Here is a 15369-nt window from a genome sequence, read left to right as displayed (position 1 = left end):
GGAGCATTGGGCATTAGCCCATCTGTCAGCCCGCCAGCCCCGGCAGGCAGGATTTCGCCGACACCGTCGTCGGCAGCGGCACGAGCTGGCTGATCGGCGAGCTGAACGGCTTGTTGATCTCGACCATGCTGGCCTGGCCGACACCGCGACACGCCACATTGGCCTGAATGCTGACATTGGCCGCAGCAATGACGATGCCGTTCGCCTTGGCCCGCGCCACGGCATAGCTGATCTGCTGCTGCGTGGTGCCGCACGCGCTGTCATTGACCATATGGCAGCGCGCCGTGCTGTAGGCAGCCTCGCGCAGCGCCTGCTTGGTCCAGGCCAGCCGTCCCAGTTCGATCACGCCGAACAGGCAGGCGAAGAAGACCGGCGCCAGCAGGGCAAATTCGACCGCGACCGCGCCCGTCTGGTTCGATCGGATAGGGTTCAGCCATCGGGTCATTGCAGGCGCACCGTCGTCTTCTGGGTGATGACCGCCTTTTCCGCGAGCGAGGCCGGGACGAATTGCGGGTTGAACTTGTAGCTCGCGACGATGTCGAGATAATAGCCCGACCGGCTGTTCGCGCTCGCGCCGCTGCCACAGCTCTGGCCGCAACTGTTGGTCGGAATGAAGCTGCCCGTCTGGCTGAGGCAGGCGCAGACGCGGGAACTGTTCGTGCAATTGCCCGTCCCGCCATTGCAGCCGACGGTGACGTTGATCGGGCTTTGCCCCGGCGCCGCCGCCATCGCCTGGACATAGGCGGGGATAGACTGGAACTGCACCGCGTCGCGTGTCTTGAAGGCCGACAGCGATGCGCCGCTGACCGCTTCGGCCAACCGCCCGCGCTGAATGGTGAACTGGGCGATGTCGATCGCGACCAGGCTGATCGTGAAGAACAGGGTCAGCCACAGCGCGAACTCGACGGTGGCCACGCCCCGTTCCGAACGGCGCAGCTTCCCAAAGCAGCCGATCATGCCACCAGTTCCACATCGCCGCCGCTGCCGCCGACCAGATCGCTGATCGACTTGCAGGCGGTGCCGGCATTGGCGCCGCCGCTTGCAGTGACGCGATAGGCGATCAGGGTGAAGCATTGGCCCGCCGACAGGCTGTTGTTGCCGCCCGACATGGTCACGGCCGAATTGGGCAGATGGACGACCCCGGAAAAGACATTCTGCGACCCTGCGCCCCAGTTGGTTGCCTGCGATGTCAGGCTGTCGACCAATATGTCGGCGATGGCCGCCCCTTCGACGGTGCTGGTGGGGGCGATCAGCTTGGTCTTGGCGCCACCGGCCAGGTTGATGGTCCCGCCCAGGATGAAGCTGACATTGACGCCGGCCATGTCATAACCGGAGACTGATACGCCCTCCAGCGTCTGGCCCCAACTCTGGTTGGTGATCGGCGAGGTATAGGGCCAGGTGGTGCCGCCGGTGCCGTTGGTCAGGCCGCCGCTCACCGTGTAGCGCCCGGCGCCGAACAGCACCGATCCGGCGATCGACAGATTACCGTTGATCAGGTGATTGGCGGTCTTGCCGAAGACCAGGCGGCTGCCGCCGGCCGTCACGATATTGCCATTGGCGCTGAACAGCCCGTCCCCCATGAAGAAGCGGCCGCTACCGCTCAGCGTGATGGCATCGCCGCCGGCATTGGCCAGGGTGTAGTTGCCGGTGCCCGCGATCAGGGTGGAATCGCCATCGATCCTGATCTGGCCGGCGACGTCCAGATCGCCATCGCCCAGCGTCATCCAGCTGCCGCCGCCGACGCTGATCCCCTTGAAGCCGTGACTGCCCGCGCCCACCGCCAGCGACGTGCCGCCCGACAGCGTGATGTTGGCGGCGATCGAGACAGGGCCGGCGCCGATCCGGTTGGTGCCCGCAAAGCTGACCGTGCCGGCGCCGATCGACACTTCGCCATTGCCGAAGGTGACGCCGCTCGATCCACTGTTGAAGCCGCCATTGATCCGCCAGACATTGTCACCGAAATTGACAGTCGAACCGCCACCAACCGACACGCCATTGGCGACGGTGACGGTGGAGCCAGCCTGGAAGGTGACGGTGATGCCACCGTCGATCGTGATCCGCGACAGGCAGTAATTGCCGGCCGGCACAGTGAATTTGGCGCTGTTGCCCTGACGGAAGGGGGCTGCACCGGCCGAGGGCGAATTGCCGAAAGTCCATATGTCGGCGCAGGCCGGTGTCACCGGATTGGCGATGGTCCGTGGCGTGCGGAAGGTGCCGAGCAATTGCCGCGCGGTGGCGAGATCCATCGAATTGGCGAGCGGGTCGCTGATCGCGGTCGACTGGTTGATCCGCTTGTCAGCCGCCGGGACATTGCCATTCCAGCTGGGATTGGAAAAGCTGCCCGCATAGCGCAGCAGATCGGCCGACAAGGTGCCATAATTGTTGATGATGTCGGCCGCGCCCGAGACGATTTCCTTGGCCGTGATGCCCGACCCGCCATTGTTGACCGATCCGGCGCCGACCACCGAACAGTCAGTCGCGTTGATCGTCGCGCCGCCCTGCGTCTCGACCGCATTGCCCGACGAGGCGAGGCCCAGGATGCAGGGCGTGGCCGATGCGCTGCCGGCCAGGCGCGCCATCGCGCTGACCTTCACCGGCATGGTCGCCGCTGCGCCCAAAATGCGGCTGAGGCTGAGCGGCAGCGGCGTCGTCAGTTCCACGCGCACCGCCTTGGCGCCGGCTTCGGGCGTGTCGGCCAGCAGCGCGACGTCGATCGTCGCATCGGTGATGCCATGGGCGGTGACCAGGTCGACCGCGGTGGGGCGCAATATCGCCTGCGATCCGTCCGCCTTGTAGGCGACGGCTGCGGCCAGCGCCGCCATGTCGGCCACGCGCTGTGTCGCGATCCGCCGTTCATAGCCGCGATTGAGATCGACAGCGAGCCCCGCCATGCCGATGACGCCGATCAGCGACAGGGCAGCGACGACACTGACACTGCCGTCATGGCTCAGAAATAAATTGCGGAATTTCATGGATAATCCCGAATGAAATGTCGGGACTGCCATTCCGCGCAAAAACTTGATTAATTGCTAATTCACGCAATTTTCGCAAAATAATGTCGGACAATTGGTTGACGACGACGGATCGCCAGAAACCGGAAATGCGCCGATTTTTCAGCCCATCTGGCGCACCGCGCCCTTATGCGCCTTGCCATTATGGACATAATGGTCGACGCCCTCGCGCATGGTGATGATCGCCTCGTCGGTCAGGTCGCGCATATATTTCGCCGGGCGCCCGGCCCAGAGCTGCCGGTGCAACACCGTCTTGCCGGGCGAGAGCAGCGCGCCGGCCGCCAGCATCGCGTCGCTCTCCACGGTGCAGCCGCTCATCACGATCGCGCCCAGCCCCACGAACGCGCGGTCCTCCAGCACGCAGCCATGGACCATCGCCATATGGCCGATCAGCACATCCTCGCCGATGATGGTGGGATAGCCCTCCGCCGGATAGCCCGGACGGCCGTCGCCGGGGCTGTCGCAATGGACGACCGTGCCGTCCTGGATATTGGTGCGCGCGCCGATGCGGATATGGTTCACATCGCCCCGAATCACGCAATTATACCAGATGCTGGCATCCGCGCCGATCTCGACATCGCCGATGATCCGGCATCCCGGCGCGATGAAGGCGCTGGGGTGGATCAGCGGCGCCTTGCCGTTCAGCGGGATGATCGAAACATCAGGATGGTCGGCGGGATGATCGGTCATCTGCGCCTCAACCATTCAGCAGCCGCGCCGCGTGCAGCGCATGATAGGTCAGCACGCCCGAACAGCCGGCCCGCTTGAACGCCATCAGCGTTTCCAGGATCAGCGCATCGCGATCCCCCGAGCCGGCGGCGGCGCCATGCTCGATCATCGCATATTCGCCCGACACCTGATAGGCGAAGACCGGGACGGAGAAACGATCGCGCACCCGCGCGACGATATCCAGATAGGGCAGGCCCGGCTTCACCATCACGCTGTCCGCGCCCTCGGCCAGGTCCAGCGCGACCTCGCGCAGCGCTTCCTCGCCATTGGCCGGGTCCATCTGATAATTTTTCTTGTCGCCCTTCAGCAGCCCGCGCGACCCCACTGCGTCGCGGAACGGACCATAGAAGGCGCTGGCATATTTGGCGGCATAGGCCATGATCTGAACATTGGCATGGCCGGTTTCCTCCAGCGCCTCGCGGATCGCACCGATCCGGCCGTCCATCATGTCGCTGGGCGCGATGATGTCGGCGCCTGCCGCCGCCTGGTTGAGCGACTGGCCGATCAACATGTCGATCGTCGCGTCATTGATCACATAGCCGGTCTCGTCGAGCAGCCCGTCCTGGCCATGGGCGGTATAGGGATCGAGCGCCACGTCCGTCAGCACGCCGATATCGGGCACCGCATCCTTGATCGCGCGGATCGCCCGACACATCAGGTTATCGGGGTTCAGCGCCTCGGCGCCATCGTCGCTGCGACGGTCGGCCTGGGTATTGGGGAACAGGGCCAGGCAGGGAATGCCGGCGTCGCGCGCTTCCTTCGCACGGGCCACCATCAGGTCGACCGACCAGCGCGACACGCCAGGCAGCGCCGCGATCGGCTCCTCGACGCCATTCCCTTCGGTCACGAACAGGGGCCAGATGAAATCGCTGGGCGACAGACGATTTTCGGCATGCATCGCCCGGCTCCAGCCGGTGGCACGGGTACGGCGCATGCGCAGCGCCGGATAGGAGGCAATAGTCATGCCGCGGGTGTAGGCCGCGACCGGAAGGGGATCAAGCCGGACCGATTGTCCTGCCCTTGGCGGGAATGGGTGGAAACAAGACATTCCTCCCCGGCACGGGGAGGGGGACCGCTCGCGTAGCGAGTGGTGGAGGGGCACAGGCCGGATAGCGCAGCGCCAAGAGGCACCTGCCCCTCCGTCAGCGCTTCGCGCTGCCACCTCCCCGTGCCGGGGAGGAATGTCCGCTTCTGCTAGATACCCGGCCTACGCCGCCTCAGCGCCCGTCGTCATCAGCGCCGGCGCTGCCACCGATAACCGTTCGGGTATAATCGATGCGGATGCGGACCCAGGCGCCGACCTGGGGCTTGCCATCGACGCGGGGCGGGCGCACCAGGAATTGCCAGGCGGCCAGGCGCACGGCGCGGCCAAAGCCCGATCCGGTCGGATATTCGCTGATCATCTGGCAATTTTCGACATGATAATGGTCGATCGTCTTGCACGCGACCAGGCCATAGCCCTGCGCCGGCGCATTGGCGGGCAGATAGCTCGACAATTCGGCATGGGTCGGCCGGCGATACCATTCCGCCTCGAACAATTGCACGCCGCCCGGCCCCTCGCCCGGCCCGACGATCGCCTTGGCATTGCCGGTGCCGCTGTCGCCGACGCCCGCCGTCTTCTTTTCCATCTTGCCGATGTCCGCCGCGGCCATCTGGCGGCTGTCGAGCGTAATGAAAGGGAAAGGCGATGGCAGCTGTACCGTCGGCGTCTCGACCGGCCGGGGCGGCGTCACCACCGGCTCGCTCTTCTGCTTGGGCGCGGCGGTATCCCGCTCGCGCTTTTCCGCCTTCTGCGCCTTGGACTTTTCCTTGTTCGCCTGCTTGGCCGGCTCGATATCGAAGCTCACCGGATTGCGATCCTCGACCTTCTTGGGATCGATATGCGGCGCCATCGTCAGCAGCGCCAGCAGCAGGATCGCGTTCAGCACCAGCGCGAACGCCAGGCCGCCGGCCCGCTGCCGCAACTTGTCCCAGGGAATATGCGAAATTATCAAGCGTGCCGACCGGTCTCTATGCGTTGCGCGTCATGCCCAGACGGCGCCGGACAGTCAACGCCGTGGCGGCTGACAAATCGGTAATGTGGTTGGATTGGCCGCCCGACGCCCTGCCCGTCAGCAGACATCCTCTTCGCGCACCACCGGCCGGCTCTCGCGCGTGGCCCGCATCCGGCTGGCCTTGTCGTCGACATCGGACGTCAGCACCACATGATCGTCATGCACTTCCAGCAGCACCCCGGCAAAGGGAAATCCCTCCAGACTGCCGGTCACCCGATAGCTGACAGAATCGCCGACCTTGAAGCTGGCCGGGTCCATGTTGAAGCTGAAGGGGCAACTGCCCTCGCCCATGTCCTGCATCTCACTCTCCTCTTTGACGCCGATCCTATCGCGGCCGGAGCGTCCCGATCAAGCATCGCTGCATCCATATGATCGGGGCTTTTGCAGCCATCGCCGCCCCGCTAAAGGCGGGGCCATGGATATCTGCCTTGCCGCCCCCGCCGACCTGCCCCTGCTCCACCGCGTGATCGAGCGCGCCTATCGCGGCGACGAGGCGCGGGCCGGCTGGACCTTCGAATCCGACCTGCTGACCGACGCCCGCACCGATATCGAGGAATTGCAGGCCATTCTGGCCAGCCCGACCGACCGGCTGCTGGTCGCGATCGACGACAACGGCATGCCGATCGGCTGCGTCCAGATCAGCAAGCGTGACGAGGATGTCGCCTATCTCGGCCTGCTCTGCATCGATCCGCAGCTTCAGGCCGCCGGGCTTGGCCGGCGCATGATCGCTGCGGCAGAGGACCAGGCCGCACGCGATTTCGGCGCGACGACGATCGAGATGACGGTGATCGACCGGCGGCCCGAGCTGATCGCCTATTATCAGCGACGCGGCTATGTGCTGACCGACGAGAAGCGTCCCTTCCCCGTGCCGCTCGATCCGCCGCTGGAAATGGTCGTCCTGGCAAAAGCGCTGGCGGCTCCCGTGCAACTGAGCTAGGCCCGCTCGCGATGCTCACCAAGCTCTATCAGTGGATGCTGGCCAAGGCCGCTCACCCGCACGCCGAACGTTGGCTTTTTGCCTTCAGTTTCATGGAATCCAGCTTCTTTCCGATCCCGCCGCATCCGCTGCTGGGCCTGATGTGCCTGGCGCGGCCGGAAAAGGCGATCCGCTATGGCCTCATCTGCACCATCGCCTCGGTGCTGGGCGGCCTCCTGGGCTATGGCATCGGTCACTTCCTCTATCAGGCGGTCGGCGCACAGATCCTGCATCTGCTTGGCCTGTCGGCGAAATTCCCGGTCGCGGCCTGCTATCTGCGCGACTATGGCGCGGAGATCATCCTGATCAAGGGCGCGACCCCGATCCCGTTCAAGCTGATCACCATCACCGCCGGCTTCATCGGCCTGTCGCTCTTCACCTTCCTGTGGGCCAGCATCCTGTCCCGCGCCTTCCAGTTCATGATCGTCGGCTTCCTGTTCTGGAAATTCGGCCGCCCGATCAAGGCATTCATCGAGAAATATCTGGCACCGCTGTCGGCGCTGTTCCTGGTGCTGGTGGTCGGCGGCTTCGTCGCCGCGTCGATGCTGTCGGGCGGCGGGCAGAAGAGCGATCGCTGCTCCAACGCCACCATGGCCACCATCTCCTGATCCGCCGCAAATGAACGCCCTGCTCGCGCGCCATCCCCGGCTTGCTGCCCTGCTCGCCGGCCTCCTCTCGGCGACCGGTTTCGAGCCGCTGAAACTCTGGCCGGTCACCATCGGCTGCTTCGCGCTGCTGACCCTGCTGATCGAGCGCGCGCCCGATCGCCGCGCCGCCTTCGTGCGCGGCTGGCTGTTCGGGGTCGGCCATTTCACCCTGGGCCTCAACTGGATCGCCCACGCCTTCACCTATCAGGATGCGATGCCGCACTGGTTCGGCTATGGCGCGGTGGTCCTGCTCTCACTCTATCTCGCCGTCTATCCCGGCCTCGCGACCTTGGGCGCCTGGTGGGCCGGGCGCCGTTTCGCCTTCACCGGCCCGGCCTTCCTGCTGCTGTTCGCCGGCTGCTGGATCGCCAGCGAATATGCGCGCGCCACCATCTTCACCGGCTTTGCCTGGAACCCGCTGGGCGTCACCCTGCTGCCGACCGGCGCCGCGATCGCCGCGACGCTGATCGGCACCTATGGCCTGGGCGCGCTGGTCCTGCTCGCCGCCGGCGCCTGCATGCTCGCCGCGCGCCGCCAGTATCGCCCCGCCGCCGCCATCGCCGTGCCGCTCGTCGCTCTCGCGCTCTGGGGCCAGCTCTCGCCCGCGCCGACGCCGCCCGCCGGCGCGCCGCTGATCCGCGTGGTTCAGCCCAATATCGGCCAGGACGAGAAATATTCGGCCGAGCTGGAACAGGCGCATTTCCGCACCCTCGCGACCCTGTCGGGCAAGCCTCGCCCTGCCCCGCGCCTGATCTTCTGGCCCGAAGCAGCGATCCCCGCCTATCTCGACATGGAACCCGAATGGCGCTGGCGCCTCGCCGACCTGATGGGGCCGGGCGACCTGCTGATGACCGGCGCGACCAAGGTCTATTTCAAGGACAAGGGGCCTTATGGCACGACCGAACTGGCCGGCGCCAACAACAGCCTGTTCGTCGTCACGCCCGATGCCCAGCTTGCCGCCCGCTACGACAAGGCGCATCTCGTCCCCTATGGCGAATATCTGCCGATGCGCAGCATTCTCCAGCCGATCGGCTTGTCGCGGCTGGTCCCGGGTGACGTCGATTTCTGGCCCGGCCCCGGCCCGCAGAGCCTGACCCTGCCCGCCACCCTTGGCCGTCCCGCGCTCAAGATGGGCGTGCAGATCTGTTACGAGATCATCTTCTCGGGCCAGGTGGTCGATCGCGCCAATCGGCCCGATTTCCTGTTCAACCCGTCCAACGATGCCTGGTTCGGCAGTTGGGGGCCGGTCCAGCATCTGGCCCAGGCCCGCCTGCGCGCGCTGGAGGAAGGGCTGCCGATCATCCGCTCCACGCCCACCGGCGTGTCCGCCATCGTCGATGCGCGCGGCCATATTCTCCACGCCCTCTCCAGCCATCGCGCGGGCTATCTCGACAGCCGCCTGCCGCCGCCTCTGCCTGCTACCCTGTTCGCGCGGCTGGGCAACTGGGCGCCCTTTGCCTTCCTTCTGATCCTGCTCGGGACGGCCCTTGCCTTGCGCAGAGGCAAAAGCTAATAGCCACATAAAGTTTTCTTTATGTTCATTCGTCCGCAAGCACCTTACGGGAGTCTCATGCGTAACCAATTCCTCTTCACCTCGGAATCCGTTTCCGAAGGCCACCCCGACAAGGTCGCGGACCAGATTTCCGACTCGATCGTCGACCTGTTCCTGTCCAAGGATCCCGAAGCCCGCATCGCGTGCGAAACCCTGACCACGACCCAGCTCGTCGTCCTGGCCGGCGAAATCCGCTGCAAGGGCGTCTATGAAAATGGCGAATGGGCACCGGGCGCCAAGGAAGAGATCGAGGCGACCGTCCGCGCGACCGTGAAGCGCATCGGTTATGAGCAGGACGGCTTCCACTGGGAGACTTTCCGCTTCGAAAACAATCTGCACGGCCAGTCGGCCCACATCGCGCAGGGCGTCGATGAAAGCGGCAACAAGGACGAGGGCGCCGGCGACCAGGGCATCATGTTCGGCTATGCGTCGGATGAAACCCCCGACCTCATGCCCGCCACCCTCTATTATTCGCACAAGATCCTGGAACGCATGGCGGCTGACCGCCACAACAAGGTTGTGCCCTTCCTGGAGCCTGACGCCAAGAGCCAGGTGACGCTGGAATATATCGATGAAAAGCCGGTCCGCGCGACCGCGCTGGTCGTGTCGACCCAGCATGCCGCCGGCATGGACAATGACGACAGCCGCGCCGAACTGCGTGCCTACGTCAAGGGCGTGATGGCCGATGTCCTGCCCGAAGGCTGGCTGCCGGGCGACGAAGCCATCTATGTCAACCCGACCGGCCTGTTCGAAATCGGCGGCCCCGACGGCGACGCCGGCCTCACCGGCCGCAAGATCATCGTCGACACCTATGGCGGCGCTTCGCCCCATGGCGGCGGCGCTTTCTCGGGCAAGGATCCGACCAAGGTCGACCGTTCGGCTGCCTATATCACCCGTTACCTCGCGAAGAACATCGTCGCCGCCGGGCTCGCCCGTCGCTGCACGATCCAGCTCAGCTACGCCATCGGCGTTGCCGAACCGCTCTCGCTCTATGTCGACCTGCATGGCACCGGCACCGTCGAAGCTTCGGCGATCGAAGCTGTGCTGCCGACCCTGGTGCGCCTGACGCCCAAGGGCATCCGCACCCATCTCGGCCTCAACAAGCCGATCTACCAGAAGACCGCCGCCTATGGCCATTTCGGCCGCACGCCCGACGGCGACTATTTCCCCTGGGAAAAGACCGACCTGGTCGACGCGCTCAAGGCGAAGCTGGCCTGAGGCCTGCGGTCTGACGACCAATAGCAAGGGGCGCGGAGAGCTATGCTTTCCGCGCCCTTTTCGCATGTCCGTCACAAGTTGTTACCGGCCTGTCGAAATAAGATGATTTTCCATCGCATTGTCATGACTCGGGGTTATGATGCAGTGCGGTCAGGAATGGGGGTCCGCCGCGACGTCTGAACGCGTTTCGGAAGGCCAGCCATGCCCAAGACGACCAGCGAACCCACATCATCCACCGCTTCCATCCCGCTTTGGCCGCCGCTCGACTGGTTCGGTCAGGCCTTCGACTATGGCGTCGACGCGCTGCAACGCGCCGTCCTGTTCGCCGACGTCAAGCGCCAGCGCGGCGACCAGTATAAGGCGCATCTGGCCGAACGCGTGCCCCATGTGCTGAATTTCGATGGCGAGATCATCCTGTCTGGCGCCGATCTGCCTCGCCCGGTCAATTATGGCCTGGTCCGCATCACCCCGCCAGAGGGCCTGCCGGTCGATCCGGCCAAGCGCCCGGTCATCGTTGTCGATCCGCGCGCCGGCCATGGCCCCGGCATTGGCGGCTTCAAGCCCGACAGCGAGATTGGCGCCGCCCTGCGCGAAGGCCATCCCTGTTATTTCATCGGCTTCACCCCCAATCCGGTCGCGGGGCAGAGCATCGAGGATGTGATGCGCGCGGAGGCCGCCTTCGTCGCCCATGTCGGCGAACTCCACCCCTCCGCCGATGGCAAGCCGGTGGTGATCGGCAATTGCCAGGCCGGCTGGCAGATATTGATGACCGCTGCGGTCTGGCCCGAGCTGTTTGGCCCGATCATCGTCGCCGGCGCCCCGCTCTCCTATTGGGCGGGCGACAATGTCATGCGCTATGGCGGCGGCCTGATGGGCGGCAGCTGGGCGACGGCGATGACCGGCGACATGGGCGCCGGCCGCTTCGACGGCGCCTGGCTGGTGCAGAATTTCGAAAATCTCGATCCTGCCAACACGCTCTGGAAAAAGGATTACACCCTTTATTCCAAGGTCGATACCGAAGCCCCCCGCTATCTCGGCTTCGAGAAATATTGGGGTGGCTATGTCTATCTCAACGATGTCGAGATGCAGTATATCGTCGACAATCTCTTCATCGGTAACCGGCTAGCCACCGCCCAGCTACTGACCTCGGACGGCATCCGCATCGATCTGCGCAACATCCGCTCGCCGATCCTGGTCTTCTGCTCGCATGGCGACAATATCACGCCGCCACCGCAGGCCCTGGGCTGGATCACCGATCTCTATCGCAACGATGCCGAAATCGTCAGCCATGACCAGACGATCATCTATGCCACCCATGACAGTATCGGCCATCTCGGCATCTTCGTCTCGGCCAGCGTCGGGCGGAAGGAGCATCGCGAATTCGTCAGCGCCATCGACCTGATCGACGTGCTGCCCGCCGGCCTCTATCAGGCGACGGTGCAACAGGATCCAGACGGCGCCCTGCCCGGCGCGGTCGATGATGACGGCCAGTATCTGGCGATCCAGCGGCGCGGCATCGCCGATGTCCAGGCAATCGTGCAGCAGGATTTCGACAGCGAACGGCGTTTCGTCGCCGCCCGCCGTGCGTCGGAAGCCAATCTGGAACTGTATCGCCGCTTCGCCCAGCCGCTGGTGCAGGCGATGGCCAGCCCGCAACTGGCCGACTGGCTGGCGCAATGGCACCCGATGCGCCTGTCCTACAGTTGGTCGAGCGACCATCCCATGGCGCAACTGATCGAGGGCTGGGCCGGTGTCGTGCGCGACAATCGGCGCCCGGTCGCGCCCGACAATGGCTTCCTGGCCGGCCAGACCATGGTGTCGGACATGATGGTCGGCGCACTTGATGCCTATCGGGATGCCCGCGACAGGCTCCAGGCACTCAGCTTCGATACGATCTATGGCGCGCCGCTGGTTCAGGCCGCCATGGGCGTCGCCCCGCAGGATGGCCGCCCGCCCCGCCATCACCCCGGCGACACGCCGGAACATCGCACCTTCGTTGCCGAGGAAATGGCCCATCTCAGCGCCGAACTGCACGAAGGCGGCCTGCTGGAGGCGCAGTTGCGGGCGATCTTCCATGTGCTGCGCACCCGCGAGCAGACCGACGCCCGCCGGTTCGAGGAGGCACGCCGGCTGCATATCGACATGCTGCCCGCGGGCATGACGCTGCCGCTGTTCCGGGCGCTGGTGCGCGAGCAGGCCAAGCTGCTGCGCCATGATCCCGATGGCGCGATTGCCGGCATTCCCGAACTGCTCGCCCGCGTCGATCCCGATGCAGTCCGCGCCGGCGGGCAAAAGCTTGCCGCCCTGTTCGACCGCGACGAAGGGCTGACGCAGGAGGAAGCTGCCCGGCTGGGCGCCATGCTCGACCTGTTCAATGCTGCGGCCGATGCCGACCGTGGCTGAGCCATCCTGTCCGGAACATGACGAAAAGTTCATTGGCCTGCACCTGCGGAACCGCGCATAGAGAGGGCGTCGGGCTCGCACCCCTGTCGAGCCCGGCACCCTCCACCCAGGGCAACGCCATGACCCGTCCTCTTGCTACCGCCTTCATCAGCCTTGCATTTCTGGTTGGCAGTGCCGCTCCTGCACTGGCAGCTCCCTGCAAGGATGCGAAGGGCAAGTTCGTCAAATGTCCGCCAAAGGCGGCCCCCAAAAAGGGCCCCTGCAAGGACGCCAAGGGTCGCTTCGCCAAGTGCAAGTGACCTGACGAACTGGACAGACCGGTCGGGCCTTGCCTCCCGGCCAGCCTTCGGGTCGCACCACGGCTAGCCAGCTTCAAGGGCCATCCTGCCGCTCTCCCCTGTTCGGCATCCCATGGCCCTTGTGCTCTGCCCCCTTCCCGCTACCTTGCCTGCATGCATAGCGGGAGGGGGCAGATATTCATGTGGTTGCGGATAGTTGGCGGCTTTGCGATGGCAACAGCCCTGCCCCTTGCCCCATCCGCGCAGGCCCAGCCAAGCCCCATCGCCGTAAAGACCGACAAAAGCTGGACGCACAAGCCGTCCGCCATCGCCTTCCCGCCGAAGATTGACGGCTTTGCTCGCAGTGCGGTCGAGGATCTGAGCAACGGCGCGCTGCTCGATACATCGATCGCCTATGACGATCCGATCAGTCGCACCCATGTGAATATCTATGTCTATCATGCCGCCATGCCGGCCACCGCGATCTGGTTCGATGTCGCGGCCACCATGATCGCGACCAACGACAAGTTCGGGCGCCCCGCAGCCCTGGGCGATCCTGTGGCCTTTGCCCTTCCGGGCAGTTCAGTGCCGGCCGGACTGCGCCAGAGCTTCGCCATCAGCCAGGTCGGCCGCAGCAGCGGCGTTGCCGTCATCGCGCTCGGAGAATGGGTGGTAAAGCTGCGCGTCACCTCGCCCGTCCATGATGCGTCCCAGCTTGATGCCCTGATGGATCGGATGATAGCCCAGATCGGCTGGCCCCGCGCGCACCCGCCGCTCGCGGCGGCCGTTCCGCTCAAACCCTGCTCCCAACCGCTTGTCTTCGGCGCGCCTGCGGACAAGGTGACAAAGGACGGCGCGTCCGTCATTGCCGGCGCGATGATGGGCAATATCGACCGCAGCGTCAGGGAAAAGGCGGCGAAGAATAGAGAAGCCCCGGCCGCCCCGGCCTATTGCGTCCACCCCGATCGGATACAGGGCCGCCTCCCCATCTATCAGGGCGAGACGAATGAGGGCAGCTATGCCATCCCGCTCGGCGATTCGGGCACCATGCTGGTCATCGCCCGAGACACGCTGACCGCCTTGCTGGGCGGCAAGGATGAAAGTAGCGCCCCCTGGACGGTCACCGTCCGCAAGCTCGACCAATGGCTGCAATATCCCAGCTATGCCAGCGCGCCGCCGCCGGCCCAGGCGATCGCGATCGTCCAGTCGGAAAAGCCGCTGTCGACCACCAGCGTCTATAGCAAGCAAAGCCAGATCAGCCTGTCGCCGGACGCTGTCGCCAACTGATAGGGCGCACGCCGCTTGCTCCCTCGGCCTGCCCCCGCTATCGGCCCAACCCATGACCGCGCATAAATCGGGCGACCCGACCACCCTCAACCGCCTTTATGGCCGCCAGTCCGGGCCCAAGCTTCGCAAGGGCCAGCAGGAACTGGTCGACACCCTCCTGCCCGCCGTATCGGTGCCGGCCGAAGGCGACGTCACGGCCGCCGACCTGTTCGGTTATGACCGCCCGCTCCATTTCGAGATCGGTTTCGGCGGCGGCGAGCATATGGCCTATCGCGCCGACATGCTGCCCGACCATGGCTTCATCGGCTGTGAGCCGTTCCTGAACGGCGTGGTGCAGGCGCTTGGCCATATTCGCGACGGCGCGCTCGGCAATGTCCGGCTGCACATGGGCGATGCGCTCGACGTTCTCAGCCGCATCCCCGACGGATCGCTCAGCTTCGTCTATCTGCTCCATCCCGATCCCTGGCCCAAGGCCCGCCATGCGAAGCGCCGGATGATGAACCCCGGCCCGGTCGACATGATCGCGAAGAAGCTCAAGCCCGGCGGCGAGTTCCGCTTCGGCACTGATCATCCGGTCTATCTGCGCTGGGCGCTGATGGTGATGAACGGCCATCCCGAATTCGACTGGCTGGCAAGCGATCCCAAGGATTTCCTGACCCGTCCGGGCGGCTGGCCCGAAACCCGCTACGAGGCCAAGGCCCGGCGCCTGGGCCATGAGGTCTGGTATTTCCGGTACCGGCGCATCTAGTGGTCCGAAAAGATTTTGACATTTGCAGACCCATCCCCGCCGACGGGGGATGCACATGTCAAAATCAATCCACTAGGCAAAAACCCGAGAAAATTAGAGATATTCAAGATAGTTAAATCTACCACCGTGCGAAGCGATGGCCGAAATTTTCCGCAACGGTGATTATTTTCGTGGTGCCTGAAATCTTGCCATCGCCACCGGAAAGTCAGCAAGCGAACGCGAGGTCCACGCCTCTCTGGGCAGGTTGCCGCTTTCCAAGGGACGAGGGCCTGCAGGGTTTTGGTCGATAATCGCAGCCGGCGTACGAACACGGGAACCGCTCTGACGGTTAGCGTCCGCGCTCGTGGTGTAATTTCCGGTGTAGATTGAGGTGATCGCATGGGGTTGGGCATGCCCAACCCCATGCGATTTCGAACTCGGTGGCCACCGGGCTCATCGGTAAGGTGGAGTTACCACACGTCACACG

General features: G+C 64.9%; 14 protein-coding genes. 7 read left to right on the top strand and 7 right to left on the bottom strand.

All coding sequences use genetic code 11. The annotated features are described in order from the left end of the window. Positions 1-25: 25 nt before the first annotated feature. The 7 genes from AC13EK_RS20810 to AC13EK_RS20780 all read right to left on the bottom strand — a co-directional run bounded on the left by AC13EK_RS20810 (position 26) and on the right by AC13EK_RS20780 (position 6094). Positions 26-445, bottom strand: a complete 420-nt coding sequence (locus AC13EK_RS20810; protein WP_010337972.1) for a TadE/TadG family type IV pilus assembly protein — start codon at positions 443-445, stop codon at positions 26-28. Then, on the bottom strand, positions 442-957 hold the full coding sequence (locus AC13EK_RS20805) for a TadE/TadG family type IV pilus assembly protein (protein WP_069338153.1): 516 nt from the start codon (positions 955-957) through the stop codon (positions 442-444). The genes AC13EK_RS20810 and AC13EK_RS20805 overlap by 4 nt, the downstream gene beginning before the upstream one ends. Then, positions 954-2972 carry a pilus assembly protein TadG-related protein gene (locus tag AC13EK_RS20800; RefSeq protein ID WP_069338152.1) on the bottom strand — a complete coding sequence of 673 codons (2019 nt, stop codon included), beginning with the start codon at positions 2970-2972 and terminating at the stop codon, positions 954-956. The genes AC13EK_RS20805 and AC13EK_RS20800 overlap by 4 nt, the downstream gene beginning before the upstream one ends. Positions 2973-3113: 141 nt before the next feature. Then, positions 3114-3701 (bottom strand): gamma carbonic anhydrase family protein, encoded by a 588-nt coding sequence (locus tag AC13EK_RS20795; protein WP_069338155.1) that lies wholly within the window; start codon positions 3699-3701, stop codon positions 3114-3116. Positions 3702-3708: 7 nt separating this feature from the next. Next, on the bottom strand, positions 3709-4704 hold the full coding sequence (hemB, locus tag AC13EK_RS20790; protein ID WP_069338151.1) for a porphobilinogen synthase: 996 nt from the start codon (positions 4702-4704) through the stop codon (positions 3709-3711). 253 nt (positions 4705-4957) lie between these two features. Next, the gene (locus AC13EK_RS20785; protein WP_081331784.1) at positions 4958-5734 is read right to left on the bottom strand and encodes a hypothetical protein; all 777 of its coding nucleotides are present in this window, start codon (positions 5732-5734) and stop codon (positions 4958-4960) included. A 117-nt stretch (positions 5735-5851) separates the two neighbouring features. Beyond that, on the bottom strand, positions 5852-6094 hold the full coding sequence (locus AC13EK_RS20780; RefSeq protein WP_004212020.1) for a reeler domain-containing protein: 243 nt from the start codon (positions 6092-6094) through the stop codon (positions 5852-5854). Positions 6095-6209: 115 nt separating this feature from the next. Between AC13EK_RS20780 and AC13EK_RS20775 the strand changes: the two genes are divergently transcribed. The 7 genes from AC13EK_RS20775 to trmB all read left to right on the top strand — a co-directional run bounded on the left by AC13EK_RS20775 (position 6210) and on the right by trmB (position 14903). Beyond that, positions 6210-6731: a GNAT family N-acetyltransferase gene (locus tag AC13EK_RS20775; protein ID WP_069338149.1), complete on the top strand. Its 522-nt coding sequence runs from the start codon at positions 6210-6212 to the stop codon at positions 6729-6731. Positions 6732-6742: 11 nt separating this feature from the next. Further along, positions 6743-7378 (top strand): YqaA family protein, encoded by a 636-nt coding sequence (locus AC13EK_RS20770; protein WP_048937039.1) that lies wholly within the window; start codon positions 6743-6745, stop codon positions 7376-7378. A 10-nt stretch (positions 7379-7388) separates the two neighbouring features. Beyond that, on the top strand, positions 7389-8930 hold the full coding sequence (gene lnt / locus AC13EK_RS20765; protein WP_069338148.1) for an apolipoprotein N-acyltransferase: 1542 nt from the start codon (positions 7389-7391) through the stop codon (positions 8928-8930). 57 nt (positions 8931-8987) lie between these two features. Continuing rightward, entirely contained in the window at positions 8988-10187 is a 1200-nt protein-coding gene (gene metK / locus AC13EK_RS20760; RefSeq protein ID WP_069338147.1) for a methionine adenosyltransferase, read from the top strand. A gap of 201 nt (positions 10188-10388) precedes the next feature. Beyond that, entirely contained in the window at positions 10389-12590 is a 2202-nt protein-coding gene (locus tag AC13EK_RS20755; RefSeq protein ID WP_069338146.1) for a DUF3141 domain-containing protein, read from the top strand. 479 nt (positions 12591-13069) lie between these two features. Further along, positions 13070-14155, top strand: coding sequence for a hypothetical protein (locus tag AC13EK_RS20750; RefSeq protein WP_483022376.1), 1086 nt, complete (start codon positions 13070-13072; stop codon positions 14153-14155). A gap of 52 nt (positions 14156-14207) precedes the next feature. Continuing rightward, on the top strand, positions 14208-14903 hold the full coding sequence (gene trmB / locus AC13EK_RS20745) for a tRNA (guanine(46)-N(7))-methyltransferase TrmB (protein WP_017502318.1): 696 nt from the start codon (positions 14208-14210) through the stop codon (positions 14901-14903). The last annotated feature ends 466 nt before the right edge of the window (positions 14904-15369 follow it).

The sequence above is a fragment of the Sphingobium sp. L-44 genome (assembly GCF_056859495.1).
The sequence above is the reverse complement of the archived record's forward strand: the minus strand, read 5'-3'. Positions and strand labels throughout refer to the sequence as shown.